The sequence below is a fragment of the Sphingomonas sp. Mn802worker genome, assembly GCF_000382485.1.
GTDB lineage: Bacteria > Pseudomonadota > Alphaproteobacteria > Sphingomonadales > Sphingomonadaceae > Sphingomonas.
On sequence record NZ_AORY01000001.1, the window covers coordinates 317,223 to 339,600 of the forward strand.

Annotated in this window: 13 protein-coding genes; 6 read left to right on the plus strand and 7 right to left on the minus strand. The window is 66.3% G+C overall.

The annotated features are described in order from the left end of the window. Window positions 1-32: 32 nt before the first annotated feature. Both SMN802W_RS0101630 and SMN802W_RS0101635 read left to right on the plus strand, forming a co-directional pair. A complete protein-coding gene (locus SMN802W_RS0101630) occupies window positions 33-2,069 on the plus strand; it encodes an NAD(+) synthase (RefSeq protein WP_019515137.1) in 2,037 nt (678 codons plus the stop codon). Window positions 2,070-2,133: 64 nt separating this feature from the next. Further along, complete coding sequence (locus SMN802W_RS0101635; RefSeq protein WP_019515138.1) at window positions 2,134-3,147, plus strand: SDR family oxidoreductase; 1,014 nt, start codon at window positions 2,134-2,136, stop codon at window positions 3,145-3,147. Between the two features lie 4 nt (window positions 3,148-3,151). On the opposite strand, the gene SMN802W_RS0101640 is transcribed toward SMN802W_RS0101635, so the two are convergent. From SMN802W_RS0101640 to SMN802W_RS0101660, 5 genes are read right to left on the minus strand one after another with little or no spacing between them, the layout of a single operon-like run. Next, on the minus strand, window positions 3,152-4,162 hold the full coding sequence (locus tag SMN802W_RS0101640; RefSeq protein ID WP_026325633.1) for a glycosyltransferase family 4 protein: 1,011 nt from the start codon (window positions 4,160-4,162) through the stop codon (window positions 3,152-3,154). Window positions 4,163-4,164: 2 nt separating this feature from the next. Beyond that, window positions 4,165-5,775 carry an alpha-amylase family glycosyl hydrolase gene (locus tag SMN802W_RS0101645; RefSeq protein ID WP_019515140.1) on the minus strand — a complete coding sequence of 537 codons (1,611 nt, stop codon included), beginning with the start codon at window positions 5,773-5,775 and terminating at the stop codon, window positions 4,165-4,167. Window positions 5,776-5,793: 18 nt separating this feature from the next. Continuing rightward, window positions 5,794-7,152, minus strand: a complete 1,359-nt coding sequence (locus SMN802W_RS0101650; protein ID WP_238560081.1) for a sensor histidine kinase — start codon at window positions 7,150-7,152, stop codon at window positions 5,794-5,796. A gap of 18 nt (window positions 7,153-7,170) precedes the next feature. Further along, window positions 7,171-7,857: a winged helix-turn-helix domain-containing protein gene (locus SMN802W_RS0101655; protein WP_026325634.1), complete on the minus strand. Its 687-nt coding sequence runs from the start codon at window positions 7,855-7,857 to the stop codon at window positions 7,171-7,173. A 56-nt stretch (window positions 7,858-7,913) separates the two neighbouring features. Next, window positions 7,914-8,462 carry a DUF1003 domain-containing protein gene (locus SMN802W_RS0101660; RefSeq protein WP_019515143.1) on the minus strand — a complete coding sequence of 183 codons (549 nt, stop codon included), beginning with the start codon at window positions 8,460-8,462 and terminating at the stop codon, window positions 7,914-7,916. A gap of 247 nt (window positions 8,463-8,709) precedes the next feature. Here SMN802W_RS0101660 and SMN802W_RS0101665 point away from each other — a divergent pair, with 247 nt between their 5' ends. The 4 genes from SMN802W_RS0101665 (at window position 8,710) to SMN802W_RS0101680 (ending at window position 18,101) form a co-directional block, all read left to right on the plus strand. Beyond that, window positions 8,710-12,009 carry a glycosyltransferase gene (locus tag SMN802W_RS0101665; protein WP_019515144.1) on the plus strand — a complete coding sequence of 1,100 codons (3,300 nt, stop codon included), beginning with the start codon at window positions 8,710-8,712 and terminating at the stop codon, window positions 12,007-12,009. Between the two features lie 289 nt (window positions 12,010-12,298). Further along, window positions 12,299-15,055 (plus strand): bifunctional diguanylate cyclase/phosphodiesterase, encoded by a 2,757-nt coding sequence (locus SMN802W_RS17745; protein WP_019515145.1) that lies wholly within the window; start codon window positions 12,299-12,301, stop codon window positions 15,053-15,055. Then, window positions 15,048-16,247 carry a GGDEF domain-containing protein gene (locus SMN802W_RS17460; protein ID WP_019515146.1) on the plus strand — a complete coding sequence of 400 codons (1,200 nt, stop codon included), beginning with the start codon at window positions 15,048-15,050 and terminating at the stop codon, window positions 16,245-16,247. Before SMN802W_RS17745 ends, SMN802W_RS17460 begins: the two co-directional genes overlap by 8 nt. Before the next feature lie 60 nt (window positions 16,248-16,307). Beyond that, window positions 16,308-18,101: a diguanylate cyclase gene (locus tag SMN802W_RS0101680; protein ID WP_019515147.1), complete on the plus strand. Its 1,794-nt coding sequence runs from the start codon at window positions 16,308-16,310 to the stop codon at window positions 18,099-18,101. Between the two features lie 63 nt (window positions 18,102-18,164). Here the strand turns inward: SMN802W_RS0101680 and SMN802W_RS0101685 are convergent, their stop codons facing one another. Both SMN802W_RS0101685 and SMN802W_RS0101690 read right to left on the minus strand, forming a co-directional pair. Continuing rightward, a complete protein-coding gene (locus SMN802W_RS0101685; RefSeq protein WP_019515148.1) occupies window positions 18,165-19,427 on the minus strand; it encodes a histidine-type phosphatase in 1,263 nt (420 codons plus the stop codon). Further along, a complete protein-coding gene (locus SMN802W_RS0101690) occupies window positions 19,427-22,243 on the minus strand; it encodes a TonB-dependent receptor (RefSeq protein ID WP_083925529.1) in 2,817 nt (938 codons plus the stop codon). Before SMN802W_RS0101690 ends, SMN802W_RS0101685 begins: the two co-directional genes overlap by 1 nt. Window positions 22,244-22,378 lie beyond the last annotated feature (135 nt).

The following is a 22,378-nucleotide window of genomic DNA, read 5'->3' on the forward strand; positions in this document are numbered from 1 at the left end:
TTTGCGGCCCCAACCGCGTAACGCTTGGCCGCATGAACGAACGCTTCCGGTCGATCCACCATCACCGCATGTTGCGCGTCGCCGCCGCGACCCCGCCCGCCAGCGTCGGGGACACCGCCGCCAATGCGCGGGCGACGATCGCGCTGGCGCGGGAGGCCGATGCGCAAGGAGTCGACCTCGTCGTCTTCCCCGAACTCAACCTGACGTCCTACGCGATCGACGACCTGCACCTGCAATCGGCGATGCAGGCGGCGACGCGCGCCGCGATCGAGGCGGTTCGCGTGGCGAGCGCTGAGCTGCGCGCGGTCCTGCTGGTCGGCGCCGCGATCGAGCGGAACGGGCGACTGTACAATTGCGCCCTCGCGATCGCACGCGGGCGCGTGCTGGGCGTGGTGCCCAAGACGTTTCTGCCGAACTACCGCGAATATTACGAGAAGCGCTGGTTCGCGAGCGGGATGGGACTGACGGGGCTCGACATACAGATCGGCGACGCGCGTGTGCCGTTCGGCACCGACCTGATCTTCGCCGCGGCCGACCTGCCGCATTTCGTCTTCCACGCCGAGATCTGCGAAGATTACTGGGCGCCGACCCCGCCCTCCACCAACGGCGCGCTCGCCGGCGCGCTGGTGTGCTGCAACCTGTCAGCCTCAAACGTCACGATCGGCAAGTCGCGCGAGCGGATGATGCTTTCAGCGTCGCAATCGGCGCGCGCGCTGTGCGCCTACGTCTATTCCGCCGCGGGACCTGGCGAGAGCACCACCGACCTCGCCTGGGACGGACAAGGCAGCGTCCACGAGCTGGGCGAATTGCTCGCGTCGTCAGGCCGCTTCGACCGGGCGGCGGAACTGCTCGTGGTTGACGTGGATTGCGAGCGGTTGATCGGTGAGCGGCTGCGCAACGGCACCTTCAACGATGCCGCGCGCGGCAGCGGCGATCCGGAGCGCGCTTTCCGGCGGGTCGGTTTCGACCACCGCCCCGACTATGCTGATATCGGGCTGCACCGTGAAATCAGGCGCTTCCCCTTCGTTCCGAACACGCCCGACAAGCTCGACGAGGATTGTTTCGAGGCATTCAACATCCAGGTCGAAGGGATCGCCAAGCGCCTGCAGGCGGTCGGTGCCGAGCGGCTGGTGATCGGCGTGTCGGGCGGACTCGATTCGACCCACGCGCTGATCGTCGCGGCAAAGGCGCTCGACCGGCTCGGCCGCCCGCGCTCTGATATCACCGGCATCACCATGCCCGGCTTCGCGACCAGTGACGGCACAAAGGCGAACGCCTGGGCGCTGATGCGCGCATTGGGATGCGCCGCCGAGGAGATCGACATCCGCCCGGCGGCGACGCGAATGCTCGCCGACATGGGTCATCCGTTCGGGCGCGGCGAGCCGGTCTATGACGTGACGTTCGAGAACGTGCAGGCGGGTCTGCGCACCGATTACCTATTCCGAATCGCCAACCAGCGCGGCGGCTTGGTGGTCGGCACCGGCGACCTGTCAGAGCTCGCGCTTGGCTGGTGCACCTACGGCGTCGGCGACCAGATGAGCCATTATGCGGTCAATGCCGGCGTGCCGAAGACGCTGATCCAGTTCCTGATCCGCTGGGCGATCGGCACCGACCAATATGACGCGGACACCGACCGCGTGCTGGAGGCGATCCTCGGCACCGAGATCTCTCCCGAACTGGTGCCGGGCGAGCAGATGCAGAGCACCGAAGCCAAGATCGGCCCCTATGCGCTCAACGACTTCTTCGCGCATTATGTGATCCGCCACGGGCTCGCCCCATCCAAAATTGCGTTCCTCGCCTGGCACGCGTGGCAGGATACGAGCGCCGGACGCTGGCCGATCGGCTATCCCGAGGAGGCGAAGACCGCTTACGATCTCGCCACGATCAAGCATTGGCTCGAACGGTTCCTGTTCCGCTTCTTTCAGATCAGCCAGTTCAAGCGGTCTGCGATTCCCAACGGACCAAAGGTATCGGCGGGCGGCGCATTGTCGCCGCGCGGCGACTGGCGTGCACCGTCGGACGGAACCGCCAAGGTCTGGCTCGACGAACTGGCCGCGAACGGTTCCTGAGCGTTCCTCGCATTGAACCTCCGTCACGCACGCCCGTTGCGGCAGTAGCAGGTGGAGAACGGCGATGGACGAGACGGGAACGAGCAGGCGCACAGTTCTGGGCGGCGCGGCGGCGGCAGCAGGCATGATGCTGGGCGGTAGCGCGGCCGAGGCTCAGATCAACAGCGGCAACGCGCCGGCACAGGGCACGCCCGCTGCTGGTCTGCAGGATCCGCGCACCAAATACACCAACACGCCTTTTCCCGAGCAGCGTCAGCCATGGCCGGCGCTGCAGAGCAAGATGACGCCGCGACCCGACTGCGGCGAAACCTCCTATCGTGGCTCGGGCAAGCTGACCGGGCGCAAGGCGCTGGTGACGGGCGGCGACAGCGGCATCGGGCGCGCCGCCGCGATCGCCTTCGCGCGCGAAGGCGCCGACGTCGCGATCAACTATTATCCGACTGAGGAGCCGGACGCGCAGGAGGTCGCACAGCTGATCCGAGCCGCCGGGCGCAAGGCGGTGCTGTTGCCCGCCGACATCCGCAGCCGCGACAATTGCGAGAAGATCGTCGCGAGCGCGGTCCGGCAGCTCGGCGGGCTCGACATCCTCGTCAACAATGCGGCGTACCAGCAAAGCAAGGAGAGCATCTTCGACATCAGCGACGAACAGATGGTCCGCACGTTCGAAACCAATTATTTCGCGATGTTCCGCATCAGCAAGGCCGCGATTCCCTCGATGCCGCCGGGTTCGGTCATCATCAACACCGGATCGGTCAACAGCTACGACCCCGAGCCGGAACTGCTCGACTATGCCTCGACCAAGGGCGCGATCCTGATCTTCACGAAGGGGCTAGCGAAGCAGCTCGCCAAGCGCGGCATCCGCGTCAACATGGTCGCGCCGGGGCCGTTCTGGACCCCGTTGCAGGTCGCAGGCGGGCAGTTGCCGGGCAAGATGGGCGAGTTCGGACAGACGCAGCCGCTCGGCCGCGCGGGTCAGCCCGCCGAGCTTGCCGCGCACTACGTCCTGCTCGCCTCGGGCGAATCGAGCTATACCACCGGCGGCGCTGTCGGCGGCAACGGCGGGAAGGGCAACCCGTAAGCGGTCAGCGGCCGAGGATGCGGCGGTAAAGCGCCAGATACTCCTCGGCCATCCGCTCGACGCTGAACCGCTCGACCACCGTGCGGCGGCAGCTGGCGCGGTCGATCTCGTCGACACGACCGATCGCGACTACCGCCTCGTCGATGCTGTCGACCAGGAAGCCGTTGACCCCGTCCTCGACCAGTTCGGGCATCGATCCGCGCCGCATGGCGATCACCGGCGTGCCGCACGCCATCGCCTCGATTACCGACAACCCGAACGGTTCGTCGAAGTTGATCAGGTGAAGCAGCGCCCTCGCCTGCGCCAGCGCACGCACTCGCGCCTCTCCGCCGACCGCACCGTGGTAGCGGATGTTCGTGCCGTCGACCTGCGGCGCAACCTCGCGATCGAAATAGCCCTGATCTTGCACGATCCCATAGAGGTCGAGCGCGCGCCCGCTCGAGCGTGCTGCCGCGATCGCCTCGACCGCACCCTTGTCGGGATGCATACGGCCGAAGAACAGCAGGTCGTCGCTGCCGTTCGCGTCAAAGGCGAAGTCACCCACCGGGATGCCGTGGTGGATCGTCGCGGCGTAGCGCAGCCGCGGGTGCCGGTCGGCGTCGCTGATCGCAACGTAATGCACGCGGTCCTGATAGGGCTCGTACATCGGCAGGATGCGGTCGGAGCCGAAGCCGTGGATCGTCGTGACCAGCGGCGTCGTGACCAGCGGCGCGAAGGCGTGCGCGGGGAAGTCGGCCTGGTTGTGGATGATGTCGAACTGGTCGGCGCGCTCGAACACGTAGGACAGGTGGCGATATTCCCACACCTTCGCGTCGACGCTCGGATCCTCGTTGTAGGACGCGGGCACGACGCCGTCGAGTTTGGCCGCGGTGACGCTGTCGAGCGTCGCGAACAGGGTCACGTCGACGCCGAGCGTGACCAGCGCTTCGGTCAGCAGCGAGGTGACGAGCTCCCACGGCCCGTAATGCCGCGGCGGAGTCCGCCACGCGATCGGCGCGAGCATCGCGACACGGATGGTCACGCGCCGACCAATCGCAGGATTAGTCCCTCGTCGGAGACAAGCGTCCCGTCCGGTGCGCGTGGCAGAAGGGTAGAAAGCATGACCGCGGCGATGTCGGTTCCCGGCGGCAGGATCAAGCGCCTGGGAGACGCCGACAGGTTGAGCACGACGAGCAAGCGGTCGCCATCGTGGGTCCGCTCGAACGCCAGCACGTCGGTGTCGGCCTCCGCCGGTGCGTACCCGCCAACCGACAGCGCGGGCGTACATCGCCTAAGGGCCAGCAAGGCGCGGTAGAGCGACAGCATCGATCCAGGCTCGTCCGCCTGCGCGGCGACGTTCCGGGTGGGCCAGTCGTCATGGAGCGGCAGCCACGGCTCCCCGGTGGTGAAGCCCGCGTTGGCGCTACGGTCCCACGCCATCGGTGTGCGCGAGCGGTCGCGCCCGATGTTGAGCGTCGGCTGGCGGAAATGCTGCGGGTCTCGGATGCGATCGGACGGGATCGTCACCTGTCCGATCCCGATCTCGTCGCCCTGGTACAGCGTCGGTGTTCCGGGCAGGCTGAGCAGCAGCATCGCGGCGACCCGCGCCTGCGCCTCACCCACGCGCGCGGCGATCCGGGCCGCGTCGTGGCTGCCGATCACCCAATTGGGCCAGCCGTGCGTCGGGATCGAACGTTCGTAATCGTCGATCACGCGCGCGAGCACGTCCGCCTGCCACGGCGTCTCGATCAGCGCGAAGTTGAACGGCAGATGCACCTCGGGCCGCTCGGGCGTACCGTGCCAGCGCGCGAGCCGGTCGTTCGGCAGAAAGATCTCGCCGACCAGAACCGCGTCATGTTCATCCGCCAGCGCGCGGAACTCGGCCGCGATCGCATGCGCCTCGGGCTGATCGGTCGAGTTAAGCTGCAACAGCCGGTCACGTTCGGTGATCCCCGCGTGCCAAGCGGGGTTCAGCGGGTTGTCGGGCAGCCCGTCCGCCTTCACGATGTGCCACAATACGTCGATGCGAAAGCCGTCGACACCGCGGTCGAACCAGAAACGCAGCACCTTCATCATCGCCGCGCGCAGATCGGGGTTACGCCAGTTGAGGTCGGGTTGCTCCTTCAGGAAGGCGTGCAGATAATATTGCACGGTCGCCCCGTCATATTCCCACGACGACCCGCCGAAGTCGCTGATCCAGTTGTTGGGCGGGCCGCCGCCGGGCGCGGGATCGCGCCAGATGTACCAGTCGCGCTTCGGATCATCGCGTGATGATCGGCTTGCCTCGAACCAGGGATGCTGATCGGACGAATGGTTGGGTACGAAGTCGAGCAGCAGCTTCAGCCCGCGCGCGTGGACGGCTGCGATCAGCCGATCAAACGCGACGAGATCACCGAAGAGCGGTGACACGTCGCAATAATCGGCGACGTCATAGCCGAAGTCCGCCATCGGCGAGGGGAAGATCGGCGACAGCCAGATCGCGTTGACGCCCAGCGACTGGACATGATCGAGATGCGCCTCGATCCCCGCCAGGTCGCCGATGCCGTCGCCGTTCGAGTCGGCAAAGGAGCGCGGATAGATCTGGTAGATCGTGCCGCGCTGCCACCATGGATGTTCGGTGCCGGCGGCGTCTTTGGATGCAAGCGTCATGCGCCCGCGCTAGCACGCTCACGCTGCGGTCGGCAGCTCGATCTCGACGCGCAAGCCCGGGCCGGCGTCACCCAACCGGATCGTGCCGCCGTGCAACCGGGCGACCGCGGCGACCAGCGACAGGCCCAGCCCCGAGCCGCCCGCGCTGCGCGCCTCATCCAGCCGTCCGTATCGACGCAGCGCCTCCGCCTGTCGCTCGACCGGAATGCCTGAGCCCTGATCGGCAACGCTGACCGTCGCCGCCCGGGCTCCGAGTGCAAGCCCGAGCGTGATCGTGCCCGCACCGTATTTCAGCGCATTGTCGACGAGGTTGCCGAGCGCCTGTCCGAACAGTTCGTGATGCACCGGCAGGGTCAGCGCGACCGGCGCATCGACCAAGATCGCGCGATCATGATCCTCGGCGAGCGGTCCGTAGATTTCCGCGATCTGCGCCAGTTCGTCGGCAAGGTCGGTGGCGACAAAGGCGTCGCGCCCGATCCCTGCCTCGGCCCGTGTGATACGGAGCGCAGTCTCGACCATCGCAAGCAGGCGCTCGCCTTCAGCGACCGCGCGATCGACCGCCTCTTGCGCGGCGGGTTCGCTGACCTCGATCGCGGCGCGCTCCAGTGCGGAACGCAGCCGGGTGAGCGGCGACTTCAGGTCGTGCGCCAGCGCATCGGTCGCCAGCGTCAGTTCGGCCAGCAACGCCTCGACACGGTCGAGTGTGGTGTTGACCTCACCCGCCAGCTCATCGAACGCATCGCCCGAGCGGTGCTGCTCGACGCGGCGGACGAAATCGCCGTCGCGCACGGCGCGCAGCGTTGCGACCGTCCGTCCCAGCCGTGCGACGATCATCCGCGCGGTGAGTGCGGCGGCGACCACCGCGAACAGCGCGGCGAGCGCCAGCGCGACCAGCGTCGCCGCCTCCAGTTCGTGGAGCAGTCGCCGGTCCTGTTCGACGATCACCCCGGTCAGCAGCCGCTCGCCGCCGGCAAGCCGCGACACGCGCACGCGCATCGCCTCGGGCTGTGCGTGCCCCTGCCGGACTTGCCGCACCTCGATCGAATGCGTCTCGCTGCCCAGGCCCGCAGGCCAGCCAACCAGATTGCCCGCCAAGGCACGACCATCGCGCGCGACCAGCAACATGACCGTGTTGGGCGTGATCTCGCGGCTGGAGCGGAGCGCGACCGTGTCGACCAGCGCGCGCTGCCCGCCGCGGGCATAGCTGGCGAGCAGGTCGTCGCGCAGGACCGCGGCGGTCGCAGCCGCGTCGCCTGCGCTCTGCTGCCGCACGATCGCGCCGACGCCCAGCAGCAGCACGATCGCCGCCGCCAGTTGCAGCACGAAGACGAGCGCGGCAATGCGCAGCGTGGTCGAGCGCGCGTTCACCCCCGGCACGCCCTCATCGCCGAAGGCTCATGGATTGACCCCGAGCCGGTAGCCCGCGCCGCGGACGGTGTGAAGCAGCGGCCGCGTGAATCCCTCATCCACCTTCTTGCGCAGCCGGCTGAGGTGGACGTCGATGACGTTGCTACCGGGATCAAAATGGTAGTCCCACACGCCTTCCAGCAACATGGTGCGGGTCACCACCTGATCGACGTGGCGCAGCAGGAACTCGAGCAGGCGGAATTCGCGTGGCTGCAGATCGATCGCCTTGCCACCACGCCGCACGCGGCGGGCGAGCAGGTCCATTTCCAGATCGTCGCAGCGCAGCAACGTATCGGGCGCGTTGCTGGGCGCGCCGCGCCGGATCAGCAGGCGGATGCGGGCGAGCAGCTCCGCAAAGGTGAACGGCTTCGTCAGGTAATCGTCGGCGCCACCGGTCAGCCCCTTGATCCGGTCCTCCGGCGCGCCGAGCGCGGAGAGCACGATCACCGGCGTCTCGACGCCTGCCCCGCGCATGCCCGCGAGCACTGCCATGCCGTCCATCCCGGGCAACATGCGGTCGAGTACGATGCAATGATAGCTGCCGTCGGTGGCGTGGAACAGGCCGTCCCGCCCGTTCGTGGCGCGGTCGACGACGAACCCTTCTTCACCCAGCCCCTTGGCGATGAAATCGGCGGTGGAGGCGTCGTCCTCCACCAGCAGGATCTTGTTCGCCACGCGTACGCTTTCCTCTTTGATGCTCATGGAATGAGGCCGAGAAAACGCGTCCGCTGTCAAGCGCGCATCGCCGATGCGGGCTGCGTGACGGGCGCACGCAATTGCTCCAACACCTCGTCGAGCCGCGCCGCCACGGCGAGGTCGATCTTGTCGTGCAGCCGCAGCATTTCGAGCTCGGTGCGCAGATTGACTTCGTAGTCCAGCCGTGCGGCAAGCCGGTCCTTCGCCGCCTGCCGGTTCTGGCTCATCATGATGATCGGCGCCTGCACCGCCGCGAGCGTCGACAGCATCAGGTTGAGGAAGATGTACGGATAAGGATCGAACGCATGGCCCCAATGCGTCAGCACGTCGCTGTTGAGCAGCATCCACCCGATCAACACCGCGGAGAAGGCGATAATGAAGCTCCACGACCCGCCGACCGCCGCGACCTTGTCCGACAGGCGATCACCGAAGGTCGCAACATCGTCCGCCACGTCGGCGGCATCGCGTGAGACGGGGCGCTTCTCCTGCATCGTCGTCAACACCCGCTGCTCCTCCGCATCGAGCGCGGCGGGGGTCTTGCCGATCAGGCGGCCGACGATCACGTGCAGCGGGTTGGTGGCCATGACGATATTCCTTTACGCCCGACCCGAGTGCCTCCCCTCGCCTTTTCGCCCGCTGAGCGCGACATGACAAAACGTCCATGAACCGGCATGGCGCGCAAGGAACATGAAACCGATTTAAGCTAGGCCTTAGTCGCGGGCCATCGCGCTTGGCATAGGGCGCCTATGTCGGGCATCATGTCCGCGACCGGGAGCCGCCATCATGATCTTGATCGTCACGCCGCCGTTGATCGTGGGAGCACGCTGAACGATGCGCGCACCCGTCTTCTTCGATCCGACCGGACGGCGCAGTCGCTGGTCCAAGCGGTTGCTCGGATTGATCCTGCTGTCGGTGATCGTGGCGGCGATCGCCTTCGCCTCGACACTGGTCGCGGTGCCGCATGAGCGTGACCTGGCCTTGCCGTTGCCGCAACCGCATGCGTCCCAGCTGCGTGGCAGCCCGCCACGGCGTGGTATTGCCGCCTGGCTGCCGCGGCGCGCGAACAAGGCCGCGAACACCGCGCTGTCGATCGGTTTCTATTCGCCCGGCGACGATGCGAGCATCGCCTCGCTTCGCCGTCACGTCGGGTCGCTCGACTGGGTGGTGCCGTCGCTGATCACCTTCGCCGGGCCGAAGCATCAGGTCACGGTCAACGACGACGTGCGCTTCAACCGCATGATCGCCGCGATGCCGCACCCGCCGAAGGTGCTGCCGATGGTGCAGAATTTCGGCAACGCCGATTGGGACGGTGCAGGCGCCGCTGCACTCCTGCACAACACCGCCGCGCGGCGCCAGTTCGCGATCAAGCTGGGCCAGATGGTCGCGCAGCGTCATTACGGCGGCGTGGTGCTCGATATCGAGGCGTTGCCGGCCAGCGCGATGCAGGATTACCTCCGCTTTCTGGGTGATGTGCGCGTGGCGCTGCCCGCGGGTGCGCAATTGGCGGTGACCGCGCCCGCGGAGGACGAGGCGTGGCCGCTCGCTGCGATCGCGCGCGCGTCGGACAAGCTGATCTTCATGGCCTACGACCAGCATTGGGAGGGCGGCACCGCCGGCCCGATCGCGGCGCAGGACTGGTTCGTGGCGCAGGTGCAGGACGCGTTAAAACGTGTTGGGCGCGAGAAGCTGGTCGTGGCACTCGGCAGCTACGGCTATGACTGGCACGGCGACGATACCGACGCGCTGACGATGGAAGAAGCGTGGATGGCGGCAAACGACAGCGACGCCGAAGTCAGCTTCGATCCCGTAAGCGGCAACGCCGGTTTCGCCTATGACGACAGCGGCGTCCACCACACGATCTGGATGCTCGATGCGGCGACCAGCTGGAACCAGATGCAGGTGTTGAAGCGGCTGGGGATTGGCGATGTCGCATTGTGGCGGCTGGGCAGCGAGGACCCGGGTTTCTGGTCCGACCTGGGTGCGTTTCGTACCGGCGGGAAGCCTGATCTGTCGACGCTGAAGCAATTGCTCAACACCGATGTCGAGGGTAGCGGCGAGATCCTGCGGATCACCCAGACACCACAGACCGGCCACCGCACGATCGCGACCGATAACAACGGCATCATCCGGCAGGAGCGCTACGACGTGCTTCCAACCCCCTATGTGGTGCGCCGCGCTGGCGCGGCCGATCCGAAGAAGCTGGCGCTCACCTTTGACGACGGACCCGATGGCACCTGGACACCCAAGATCCTGAACGTGCTGGAACAGGCGCACGTGCCCGGCACCTTCTTCGTCATTGGCGAGAACGCGCTCGAGCATCCCGGGCTGCTCAACCGCATCATCGCCGACGGCGGCGAGATCGGCAATCACACCTACACCCACCCCAACCTCGCTGCCGCCAGCACGCGCGAGACCGACCTGCAGATGAATGCGACGCAGCGGATGGTGCAGGCCTATACCGGCCGGTCGATGCGGCTGTTCCGCGCACCCTATTTCGGTGATGCCGAGCCCACCACGACCGACGAGCTCGGGCCGGCGCTTGCGGCGCAGGAGGCGGGCTATACCGTTGTCGGCCTCCACGTCGATCCGAACGACTGGCAACGCCCCGGCACCGACGCGATCGTCAGTCAGGTGATCGATCAGGTCCACGGCGCGACGCCCGACAATTCCGCCAACGTCATCCTGCTGCACGACGGCGGCGGCGACCGGTCGCAGACGGTGGCGGCGCTGCCGCGGATCATCGCCACGCTGAAGGCGGAAGGCTATCAGTTCGTCACCGCCTCCGAGCTGGTCGGCGTACCGCCCGCGCAGGCGATGCCGAAGGTGTCGGGCCACGATCTGCTCGCCGTGCGGACCGACGTCGCGGTGTTCATCGCGCTCGCCGCCATCTCCGCGCTGCTCGGCTGGCTGTTCTTCGTCGCGATCAGCCTTGGCATCGCGCGCGGCGTGATGATGGCGGGGCTCGCGTGGTTGCAGAGCCGCCGCAAGCGGCCCGAGCCGCCGGTGTTCACACCCAGCGTGTCGGTCATCATCCCCGCGTATAACGAGGAGCGCGTCATTGCCGCCTCGGTCGCGCGCGTGCTGGCGAGCGACTATCCGGCCTTGCAGGTGATCGTCGTCGACGACGGATCAAAGGACCGCACCAGCGCAATCGTCGCCGAAGCGTACCCTGACGACCCGCGCGTCACGCTGCTGACGCTCGCCAACGGCGGAAAGGCGGCCGCGCTCAACCGCGCACTGCGCGATGCGACCGGCGAGGTCGTGATCGCACTCGACGCCGACACGCAATTCGAGCCGCAGACGATCCGCCGTCTCGCACGCTGGTTCGCGGATGCCAGGATCGGCGCAGTCGCGGGCGACGCGCGCGTCGGCAACCGCGTCAACCTCGTCACACGCTGGCAAGCGGTCGAGTATATCACCTCACAGAACCTCGAACGCCGCGCGCTCGCCGGCTTCGATGCGATGACCGTGGTGCCGGGTGCGGTCGGCGCGTGGCGCCGCGCCGCGCTCGACGCTGTCGGCGGATATCCCGAGGACACGCTGGCGGAGGATCAGGACCTGACGATCGCGATCCAGCGCGCGGGGTGGCGGGTCACCTTCGATCCGGGCGCGGTCGCCTGGACCGAGGCACCGGAAAGTTTCCGCGCGCTTGCGAAGCAGCGGTACCGCTGGGCGTTCGGCACGCTGCAATGCCTGTGGAAACACCGCGGCATCCTGCGCCATCGTCGCCCGCGCGGGCTCGCCTTTGTCGGCATGCCGCAGGCGTGGCTGTTCCAGATCCTGTTCGCTGCGATCTCGCCGCTGATCGACCTGGCGCTGATCCTGTCGATCCTCGGCACCGCCGTGCGCGTGTCGCAGCATGGTTGGGCGCAGACGAGAGGCGATGTCGGCACCATGGCGCTCTACTGGATCGCCTTCACCACGATCGACGTTTTGTGCGGCTGGGTGGCCTATGTCCTCGACGGCGGGCGGGTGCGCTACCCTGCCCACCTGCTCGTCGCACAGCGGCTGGTCTACCGCCAGATCATGTACTGGGTCGTACTGCGCGCGATCGCGTCGGCGATCGGCGGCTGGGTGGTCGGCTGGAACAAGCTGGAGCGGAGCGGCCGCGTCTCGGCGTCCACTACGTAATCGCGTAAGCGTCGATCGACCGACGCGGTTGCGTCGGCAGTGACCGATCTTCCGATTACCGAACACGTCCGATCCTTAACTTAGGTTCGGGCGTGTTCAGCTTTGCATTGTTGAAGCTTTGTAACAAAAACCCCAGCAACAAAGAAGCAATGATATAATCTTAAGATTTTTGGGTCAGTGATCGCTCCACAATGGCGTAAAAAGATGGCTCATGGGCGCACTGGCACAACTTGCTCTCTACGTTCCGGCATACGTCTGTTTCGCTGCAGCAGCCCTCGTTTGCGTCATCATGGCATGGCTGTTGACGATGCTGCTGCACCCGGCCGCGCCTGTTGAACTCGCCGACCAACGCTGGCGTGGTCTGGCGATCGCGCTGCTCGGCGGGCTGGGCATCTGGACCGTCCACTTCCTTGCCATGCTCGGCTTTCGTCCCGATTATCCGATCAGTTACGACCCCGCGATCACTACTGCATCCATGGCGATTTCGATGTTGCTGGTCGGCACGCCGCTTGCGCTTGTCCCGACCACGAGAAGCAATCCCGCGCGGTTCGCGGGTGGCGCCGTGGCAGGCGCTGGCGTCGCGATCATGCACTTCGTCGGCATGTCGGCCCTTCGAGGCTGCGGCGTCAGACACAGCGATACGGCGCAGACGATCATCCTGCTGATCGGCGCGGTGTTGATGGGCAGTGCGGTCGCGCTGTCACACCGTGCGTCGTTCCGCCTGCTCGGCTGCGCGTTGATGGTTGCGTGCACGCTGCTCGTGCATACGCTTGCGATGCGGGTCATGACCGTCGAGCCCACGTACGACACCTATCCGACGGGTATGGCCAGTGATCTCTTCGGCCTGATCGTGACCGCCGCCGCCGCCGCGCTGCTGCTGGCCGGCATCGCCATACGCTTTTCGATCGTCCGCTTGGGTGAACGTCATCGCTACTCGATGCGGCTGTCGACCGCCTTGGCGCACATGTCGAACGGTTTGCTGGCAATCGAGCCCGACGGCACCGTCAGCATCGCCAACGAACAGTTCTTTCGCCTGCTGGGCCTGCCCCCCGCACGGGTTCCGAAGGGTATCGATTGGAAGACCTTCATCCGCCGCAATTGTATGGTGATGGGATGGAGCGAGGCGCGGATCGCCGATCTGCTCGACTTGCACGAGGTCTGGTTCGCGCGCGACACCCGCACTCAGGTCGAGATGGAGATCGGCGAAGGGCGCACCATCAGCGTTGCCTGCGATCCGTTGCCGAACGGCGGCGTGGTGCTGACCTTCGATGACCTGACCACCGTCCTCGCACAGGCGGCCGAGCGCGAGCGCCTCGCCGCCAAGGCCGACCAGTCGGAGCGCGTATTCGAGCGTCTGGTGCGCGGCATCAGCGACTATGCGATCTGCCTCATCAACCCGGACGGCACCGTTGCGAACTGGAATGTGGGGGCAGAACGCCTGAAAGGCTATCGCGCCGAAGAGATCGTCGGCGAGCATTTCGGCCGCTTCTACGGTGCAGCGGATCGATGGGCCGGCGTTCCCAATCGTAATCTCGCTACCGCGCTGCGCGAGGGACGTTTCGAGGATGAGGCGCCCCGCTTCCGCAAGGACGGCACCTCGTTCCTCGCCAACGTCGTCATCGATCCGATCTTTCTCGACGACGGATCGCTGCTCGGCTTTGCCAAGATCACGCGCGATCGCACCGAATACGTCCGGAACGCGCAAAGCATCGATTACATGGCGCGTCACGACGCCCTCACGCGACTATCCAATCGCAAGCATTTCCTCGATCAACTGGACACGACACTAAGCGCCATGCGTGAGCGTGGCAGTGGCGAGCCGGCCGAGCGCCTCGCCGTCATCAGCATCGACCTTGATGGGTTCAAGGGCATCAACGACGCATACGGTCACTCGACCGCCGACGCATTGTTGCAGGCGCTGGGCGCGCGCATGGCAAGCCGGTTGTTCGAGGGCGAGTTGATCGCACGGCTGGGCAGCGACGAGTTCATCGCGTTCAAACGATACGATGGCGCGGCCGAACTGGACGGGTTTCTTGAGCGCTTGCGGCACGCGACTTCGGAGCCGGTCACCCTACCCGGCTGCCGCCTGATCCCACAGGCGAGCATGGGCGTCGCGCGCTTCCCCGACGATGCCGCGACCCGCGACGCGTTGATGACCGAGGCCGATCTCGCGATGAACCGCGCCAAGGGCTCGCGCGACGCCAAGATCTGCTTCTTCGAGGCCGGGCTCGATACCGCTGCACGGCAGCAGCGTATGTTGATCGCCGACATGTGGGCTGCGATCGAGGCGGGCGACCAGTTCCACATCCATTACCAGTCGCAGCATTTCACCGGCTCGAAAGCGGTTTCGGGTTATGAGGCGCTGCTACGCTGGTCGCACCCCGTCCACGGCGCGATTTCGCCCGCGGTGTTCATCCCGCTGGCGGAGAGTTCCGGCGCGATCATGCGGCTGGGCGAATGGGTGCTCGAACAGGCGTGCCGCGACGCCGCCGCCTTTGACCTGCCGCGCATCGCGGTGAACCTGTCGCCGTTGCAGCTGAATGATCCTGCATTGCCCGAGCGCGTGCTGGCCGTGCTGATCCGCACCGGGCTGTCGCCGACGCGTCTGGAGCTGGAGATCACCGAGTCCGCGCTGATCGACGATCGCGCGCGCGCGCTTGACGTGCTTCGCCGGATCAAGGCGATGGGCGTCGCGATCGCGATGGACGATTTCGGCACCGGCTATTCCTCGCTTGAGACGCTGCGGCTGTTTCCGTTCGATCGCCTGAAACTCGATCGCTCCTTCACCCGCGGCCTTGACGACGATGCGCAGGCGCAGGCGTTCGTCCAGGCAATCATGAGCCTCGCCAACAGCCTGGACGTGACCGTCATCGCCGAGGGGATCGAGCTCGCGTCGCAGGTCGCCTTCCTCGACGCCGCCGGCTGCCATGAACTGCAGGGCTTCCTGTTCGGACGCCCCGCCCCAATCGACACGATCGTCCTGCCGCCGGCCATGGCGTCAGCGGCGATCGCCATCATGCCCGACGAAGCGCTTCGTCATGGATGATGCCACGCTTCATTTCACCGATGCCTTGGTCAACGTCGTCTGCGGGCTGACCTGCCTGTCGCTCTGGCTCAACCAGCGCCGGGATCGCTGCCTTGCATTTTGGGGCACGGGTCTGCTGATCTACGGCACGACCAATTCTCTGTTTCCGTTCACCCCTGATACGCCGTTGTGGAACAGCGTCGGGTTTACGGTCCTGAACATCGCCAACTTCATCATGTGGGGCGGTTATCGCCTGTTTGACGGGCGTTTGGCGCTCACCCCTGCAATGCGCGTCCTTCTGCCCGTTCCCGTCGTTGTGTGCGTACTGGCCGCGCTGTCGCTCGGCGATTGGAGCAGTGCTGAGCGAATGGCGCTGGTGGTCTATAGCGGCCTCGGCATCGCGCAGGTCAGCTATGTCCTGCGTGGCCGGCTGACATGGACGGGTCCGCGGACGATCTCGGGCATGGTCGTGCTGCTCAACATCGTCGTGATCCTCGTGACTGCTTTCGCGGGCGGCCGCTGGTTCTCAATCGAGTTCGGTCGTGCGGCCTTTCTGTTGACCGACCATGTGGTCACGATCGTCTTCACGCTTGCGGTTCTGGCGATGGTCGGCGAACGCGACTACCGAACGATCCGCGACACCGCACATCACGATCTGCTGACCGGAACCCTGAACCGATCCGGGCTTGCCGACGCGATCGAACAGGGCGCGGTTGCGCGGGCGTTGTTGTTGATCGATCTCGATTTCTTCAAGCAGATCAACGATCGCTACGGGCATGCCGGCGGCGACGCTGCCCTTCGCACCTTTGCGAGCAGCCTGCGCGCGTTGCTGATGCCATCCGACCTGCTGGTCAGGCTGGGCGGCGAAGAATTCCTGATCGTTACCGACATGACGTCGACCGACGCGGCGAAGGCGCTGGCAGAGCGGGTCCGCGCCTCGGCCGGGTCGGCGAGATTACAGATCGGAGCGGCGGAGGTCCGCTTCACCGTCAGCATCGGTGTGTCGATCCGCGTGGCGGACGAGGACCTCGACGAGGCGATCAAGCGCGCCGACGCAGCGCTGTACCACGCCAAGGCCGCGGGTCGTAATCGGGTCGAGTGCGCGAGCACCGTGGCACGAAGCGTCGAATACGCCGACCTAACGCGACGGCTCGTGGCCGACCACCCCGCGACCAAGCACGGCCGCACGATGCTACGTCGTACCGCGCTTTAGCAATCACTTTACCAACCGGCGTTAGCATTGGTCGTCGCAATCACGTGAGAGACAGATCGCATGCGCCTGGCGACGATCACCAACTGGGCATATGGCGTCACGGTCGTGCTGACCTTCGCGTCGGGCGCGACGATGCTGACCGCCTCGGCGATGCAGGAGAGCGAGCGCACGGCCGTCGCGCAACGTTACGCGCTTGATCGGGCCACCTCGCTGATCGAACAAGATGGCCTTTCGCTCAGTGACCTTGCGCGCAAATACGTCGTCAACGGCAACACGTCGGACCTAGTCATCTACCAGCGCGCACGACGCGATCTCGCCTCGGTTGAGGCGCGGGTCCGGCACGTGCGCGACGCGGGCGCGACTGATGATGAGGTGCGCGCGCTGCGCGACGGGCTGAACTGGATCGACGCGCTGCAGGCGCAGCAGGTGCAGGCAGTCGGCGCGGCGCAGGCGGGGGATCGCGCCAGCGCGATCGATGTCCTGTTCTCGGCCGAATATGAGCGCGAGCTCGACCGCTCGCGCGCGGCGATCGAGCGGTTCCAGTACCGGCTCGATCAACGCACCAGCGACGACCTGCTCGAAGCCGAGCGCGCCGCGCGACTGTGGCGGCGCGCGTCCGAGGTGATGCTGGCGATCACCGGCCTGTTGTTCCTGGGCGTGCTGTTCTTCATCTATCGTCGCCGCGTGCTGCATCCGGTGGTGAGGCTGAGCGACGTCGTCGGGCGCCTCGCGAAGCAGGATTTCGCCGTCGAGCCACCGCATTACGAACGCATCGACGAGATCGGCGACATGGCCGACGCGCTGCGCGTCTTTCGCGAGAACGGCATCGAGCGGCAGCGGCTAGAGCAGGAGCGCGACGCCGATCGCCGCGTGCGCGATCTCCTGTCGCGCATGACGCAGCGGATGCAGGGATGCGACACGATCGCCGATCTGCTGGTGGTGATCGAACGGTTCGTTCCTCATCTGGCACTCGACATGAAGGGCGGACTCTATCTGCATGATCCGGCGCGTAACGTCATGCGGCTGGGCTGCTCATGGACGGGGACGCTCGCTTCTTCGACCGACTTCGCCCCGACGGCGTGCTGGGGCCTGCGCCGCAACGCGCCGCATTGTGCCTCGGGCGAGCGGTTCGACGTGCCCTGCGCGCATCTGACCGAGGCCGTTGACAGCCAGTGCCTGCCGCTGAACGGACAAAACGGATTGCTCGGCCTGTTGTATCTCGAACGCGGCGAGAGCGATGTGGCAAGCCCGCTCGGTGAACACTACCTGCAGATGCTTGCCGAAAACGTCACGCTCGCGCTCGACAATCTGCGGCTGCGCGAAGCGCTGCATGGCATGGCGATGGCCGATCCGCTGACCACATTACCCAACCGACGACAGCTGGATCAGGTCGTCACGCGCGAGCTGGCCTTGGCCGAGGAGCATAACGAGCCGGTATGCTGCGCGATGATCGACATCGATCATTTCAAGCGGTTCAACGACGACCACGGCCATGACGCCGGTGACGCGGTGCTCCGCTCAGTCGGCGTCGTGCTCGCCGGCATGGTGCGCGACGATCACCTCGTCTTCCGTTACGGCGGCGAGGAGTTTCTCGTGCTGCTGAAGGGGATGACGATCGACACCGCCGAGCGGCGCGCCGAAGAAATTCGCACGCGCATGGCGGCGCTGACCGTCACGCATGAGGGTCGCAGCCTGGGGCCGATCACCGTCTCGATCGGTCTGGCCGCGGCGCCGCTGCACACGCATTGGAGCAAGCTGATCCAGACCGCGGACGCCGCGCTGCTGCGCGCCAAGCAGGCGGGCCGTAACCGCGTCCTCGTCGCAAGCGTGCGCGGCGACCAGCGCGCTGCCTGATGCCGCTCAAAGACGACAGTGGCTCGACCACATCGTCCTCGATCACCGCAACGCCTGACGAGCCTATATCGATGGCGGCTTCAACTTGTCCGTCGTCAGCTGCTCGAACGCTTCCAGCGTGCAGCGGTCGGCGCCGCAACCCGGGATCGCGATGATCCGGCGATCAGGCGCCTGCGCCGCCGTCAGCGGCGTCAGTCCGCGCACCTGATCCATCAACTGCGCCTGGCTGAACGCGCGGACATAGCGCTGTCCGTCGTGCGCTCGCACCACCTCGAACCCGATCGCGCCACCGGGTGCGATATCGTCCGCCGGATAGTCGGCCATGGTCCAGTGCAGGTCGTAGAACCCGCCGAGCGCCGCCAGATTGGTGTCGTGGCCGAACAACAGCGTGACCTTGCCCGATTTCCCCGCAACCGCATCGAGGATGCGGCGCGCAAGCGGGGCGGCCAGTCGCTGCGCCACATAGGGCGGCCGCGTCTCGTAGCGGAACTTGATCGGATGGAAGCGCAGCATCGTGCGGATGTCGGCGGCAGAGGCGCGCCCCCAGCCGACCTGCGCCATCGGCATGCCCTCCAGATACTGGAGCAGGATCGTCTGCCCCGCCGTCGAGGCGAACGACAGCGCGCCTTTCATGTCGGGCTTGTCGCCCGCCTCCGCGACAAGGCGCGAGCGGCGCTCCGCGGCGGTGCACGGCGCGGGTGCGACGTTCTTGTTCGTTCCGGTGTCGCAAGACTTGTCGGGGCAGCAGCCGACAACGCGTTCGAGCACGCGGAACGCGTCCGCGTTGCGCGCGACCTCGGCGTCGATGCCGCCCGCGGGCGCAATGCGCAGCGCGGCGGCGAGTGCCTTTTCGCCATCGATTGCCAGGCCCGCGTCCGCCGGGTGAAACGTCTCGTCCTCATCCTCGCTTGCGGGATGGTCGAGCGCCACCTGACAGCCCGGCTGCAATGTTTCGAGGAAGGCGTGACCGGTCTTGATCGCACGCGACGCGCCGCTCGCCCAGGCCGAGATCGTGCCTATGCCCGCACAGCCGGTGGCGGGCAGCAGCCCCTGTTGGACCAACAACCCGCGGTCGTACGCACCGAGAAGCCGGACCGCGGCGGCGCCGTGCGGCGTCAGGTCGCCCGCCTCGCTCGACCACGCCGACCACGGCTCGCGCGTCGTGCCGACGGGGGTCGCCGGGAACTTGGTCGATGGGCGCACGCCGTGGCGCATCACCATCACGACACGCTCGACGGTCTCGCCCGACGATGGGGTTGGAGGAGGCGCCGCCGCCGACAGCAACGCCGCGCCGGTGAGCGTCGCAAGCGTCTTTGCGGCGCGCATCACAGCGTCACCTTGAAGCCGAACTTGCCGGTCCATCCATATTCCTCATGCTGCGTCAGCCGGCGTCCACCAGCCACGGTGCCGGTATAATAACGATCGAACGGCTCGTTGCCGACGTTGATGAAATCGGCGGTCACCTGCACGCCCTTGGCGACGCGCAGCTTCGCGCCGACATCGAACAGCAGGCGATCGTCGACATAGACGTCGCCGACGCCGCCGCTCGCCACCTCGTCGAGATAGCGTCCGCGGTATGTGCCGCTGGCGCGCAGCTGCAACGCTCCCTTCTCATAGCCGACGCTCGCGTTCCAGATGTGCTTCGACGAGCCGGGCAGCGTAATACGACGACGAACACCATCCCCCTCGATGATTTTCGCCCTTGTGTCGACATAGGTATAGTTGCCGCCCACCAGCAGTCCGTCGAACGGGCTCGGCAGGAAGCTGAGCGACGCTTGCAGGTTGAGCTCCACGCCGGTCACCCTGGCGGTCACTCCGTTCTGCGGCGTTGTCACCTGATTGATGATGATCCCGGTGTAATTGTAATTGGCCAGCCGCGTGTCGAAGATGAAGTCCGACACGTCCTTGTGGAAGAAGGTCACCTCGGCAAGCGCGTTGGAGGCGAAATACCATTCCGCCGCCGCGTCATAGTTCCACGACCGGTACGGCCGCAGATTGGGGTTGCCGAAGGTCCCCTCCCCGTCCGTCTCATTGTACGAGAAACGCGGCGCCAGATCGGAGATGTTGGGGCGCGACAGGCTGCGCGTCACCGCGCCGCGCAGCACGACCTTGCTCATCGGCGCGAACCGCAAGTTCAGGCTTGGTAGCCAGTTGGTGTATGAGCGGTCGACGTTGACCGCGGTCGCAACGAGGCTGTCGGTGTCGAGCGAGTTGCCGCGCATCTTGTTGCGCGTATGCTCCATGCGAACACCGCCGACTGCACGCAGGGCGCCGTTGTCGAAGCGCAGCTGACCGTAGCCGGCGTAGATATCCTCGTCGACGCGGTACGCCGCCGACAGGCTGTCGAGATCGCTGTCGTCGGCGTTGCGCACCAGCCGGTCACGATTGGCGTTGAACCAGCCACGCACCAGCAGCGGGTCGACCGCCGGGTTCATGTCGACCAACCCCTTGTCGCCGATCGAGCGCGACAGTCCGGCGAGCGTCGGAAAACTACCGGTGGTCAACGCATCGTAGCTGTTGAAGTCGAGGTCGTACTGCTTCTTGCGGAAGCGCCCCTTGGCGCCCGCCTTCACCTCCAACGACCCCGCCGACAACGGGATTTCGCGCGCGATATCGAGCCGGGCGGCATATTCCTGGTCGGTGCTGAGCCCGTCGGTAGTCTCGATCTTCGACAAGGGATCGCTACGGTTGGTGAACAGCGCGTCGTTGCTGGTGCCGTATTCGGGCGTTTGCGTGTCGAGGCCGGTCAGCGTCACGTTCAACTGGCTCGCGCCGTTCTGGAAACGGCGATCGAAGATCGTGTCTTGCCGGTTCGGCTCCTGTTCTTCCGAATAGGAATAGCTGCCCTGATAGGTCAGCGTCCACAGATCGGCGCGCGTCTCGCCTCCTGTCGTCACGCTGTAGACATTCTGTATCTCGGTGCGATCCTTCATCTCGCGCCGCACACGGACGCGATTGGCCGAGCCCGCGCCCGAGGCGAAGGTCGCGCTTGCCGTATCGCCCATCACCGGTGCCGGCGTGAAGTTGAAGCGCAACCGGCTGCGCAACTCGTCGTCGCGGAAGCTGTTGATGATCCCGCGCGCATACATCGTCGTCGTGTCGCTCGGCCGCCAGTCGAGCGACAGGGCGCCGGCGATGCGCGTGCGCACCACGTCATAGGCACGATAATCGAGCTGCGCCGGATAGGCGACGCCCGTGCCCGCCCCCGCACCCGCCCGCGTCCAGTCGCTCGCCTCGACGCTGTCGGTGCCGAAACGCCGGCGATAGTAAGAGAAGCCGCCCGAGATGCCGAAATCGTCGCTCAGCAGCTTGGAGAAATCGACCGCACCCTTCGGGCTCCACTTGTCGCGCAGGTCGTTGCGTGATCCCTCGAGCGAGACGCTGAACAGGTCCTTTTTACGGTCGAACGCGCTGGTCGTCTTGATCTCGATCGAGCCGCCGATCGTGTCGCCGTCCATGTCGGGTGTCAGCGTCTTCTTGACCTCGATCGACTGGACCAATTCGCTTGGCACCGTGTCGAGCGCCAATGCACGGTTGTCGGCCTCGGGCGACGGGATGCGCGCACCGTTGATCGACACTGAATTCAACGCCGGCGCGAGCCCGCGCAGCACCACGAAGCGACCTTCGCCCTGGTCGTCCTGGATCGACACGCCAGGCACGCGGCGCAGCGCTTCCGCGACGTTCTGGTCGGGGTTCTGCCCAATCGCATCGCGCGACAGCACGCTTTCGACGCCATCGGCGGCACGTTTCTGCGACAAGGCGCTCGCCTGGTTGGCAGCGAGGCCGACGACCAGAATGTCGGCCCCACGATCGGTCCCGTCGGAGGCGGTCAGTGCGAAGTTCTCGCTGACGACGCCGGTCGCGGGCACGGTGACGCGCCGCGTCTCGGATGCCGCGCCGACGTAGCGGACGACGATGGTGTAGTTGCCGGGCGACACGTCGGTGAAGCGGAAGCTGCCGTCGCGCGCCGCCTCCGTCACGCGGCCCAACTCGACAATCCGCACCTCGGCACCAGCCAGCGTGCGCGTATTGGTGCTATCGGCGACGATCCCCGCCACGTCCTGCGCGAGCGCGGGCGTAGCAATGGCGCACGATGCAAGCAGGGCAAGGCGCAACGCCCTGCCGGTCGACGTCTTCGACACGATCATTCCCCCGGATTTCGCCGATCCCATGCTCACGCGGATCGTGCTTCACAGGCGGCCGGCTAGCCTTGAAAAGGGAAGTATTGATGACGCAGAGATGAAGCTTCTGTGACAGCGGTGTCGTGGCCGGCGGGT

Coding starts and splice junctions, on each gene's coding strand:
- SMN802W_RS0101630 (WP_019515137.1), top strand. CDS start 33: ATGAACGAACGCTTCCGGTCGATCCACCATCACCGCATGTTGCGCGTC.
- SMN802W_RS0101635 (WP_019515138.1), top strand. CDS start 2,134: ATGGACGAGACGGGAACGAGCAGGCGCACAGTTCTGGGCGGCGCGGCG.
- SMN802W_RS0101645 (WP_019515140.1), bottom strand. CDS start 5,775: ATGACGCTTGCATCCAAAGACGCCGCCGGCACCGAACATCCATGGTGG.
- SMN802W_RS0101660 (WP_019515143.1), bottom strand. CDS start 8,462: ATGGCCACCAACCCGCTGCACGTGATCGTCGGCCGCCTGATCGGCAAG.
- SMN802W_RS0101665 (WP_019515144.1), top strand. CDS start 8,710: ATGCGCGCACCCGTCTTCTTCGATCCGACCGGACGGCGCAGTCGCTGG.
- SMN802W_RS17745 (WP_019515145.1), top strand. CDS start 12,299: ATGGCATGGCTGTTGACGATGCTGCTGCACCCGGCCGCGCCTGTTGAA.
- SMN802W_RS17460 (WP_019515146.1), top strand. CDS start 15,048: ATGGATGATGCCACGCTTCATTTCACCGATGCCTTGGTCAACGTCGTC.
- SMN802W_RS0101680 (WP_019515147.1), top strand. CDS start 16,308: ATGCGCCTGGCGACGATCACCAACTGGGCATATGGCGTCACGGTCGTG.
- SMN802W_RS0101685 (WP_019515148.1), bottom strand. CDS start 19,427: ATGCGCGCCGCAAAGACGCTTGCGACGCTCACCGGCGCGGCGTTGCTG.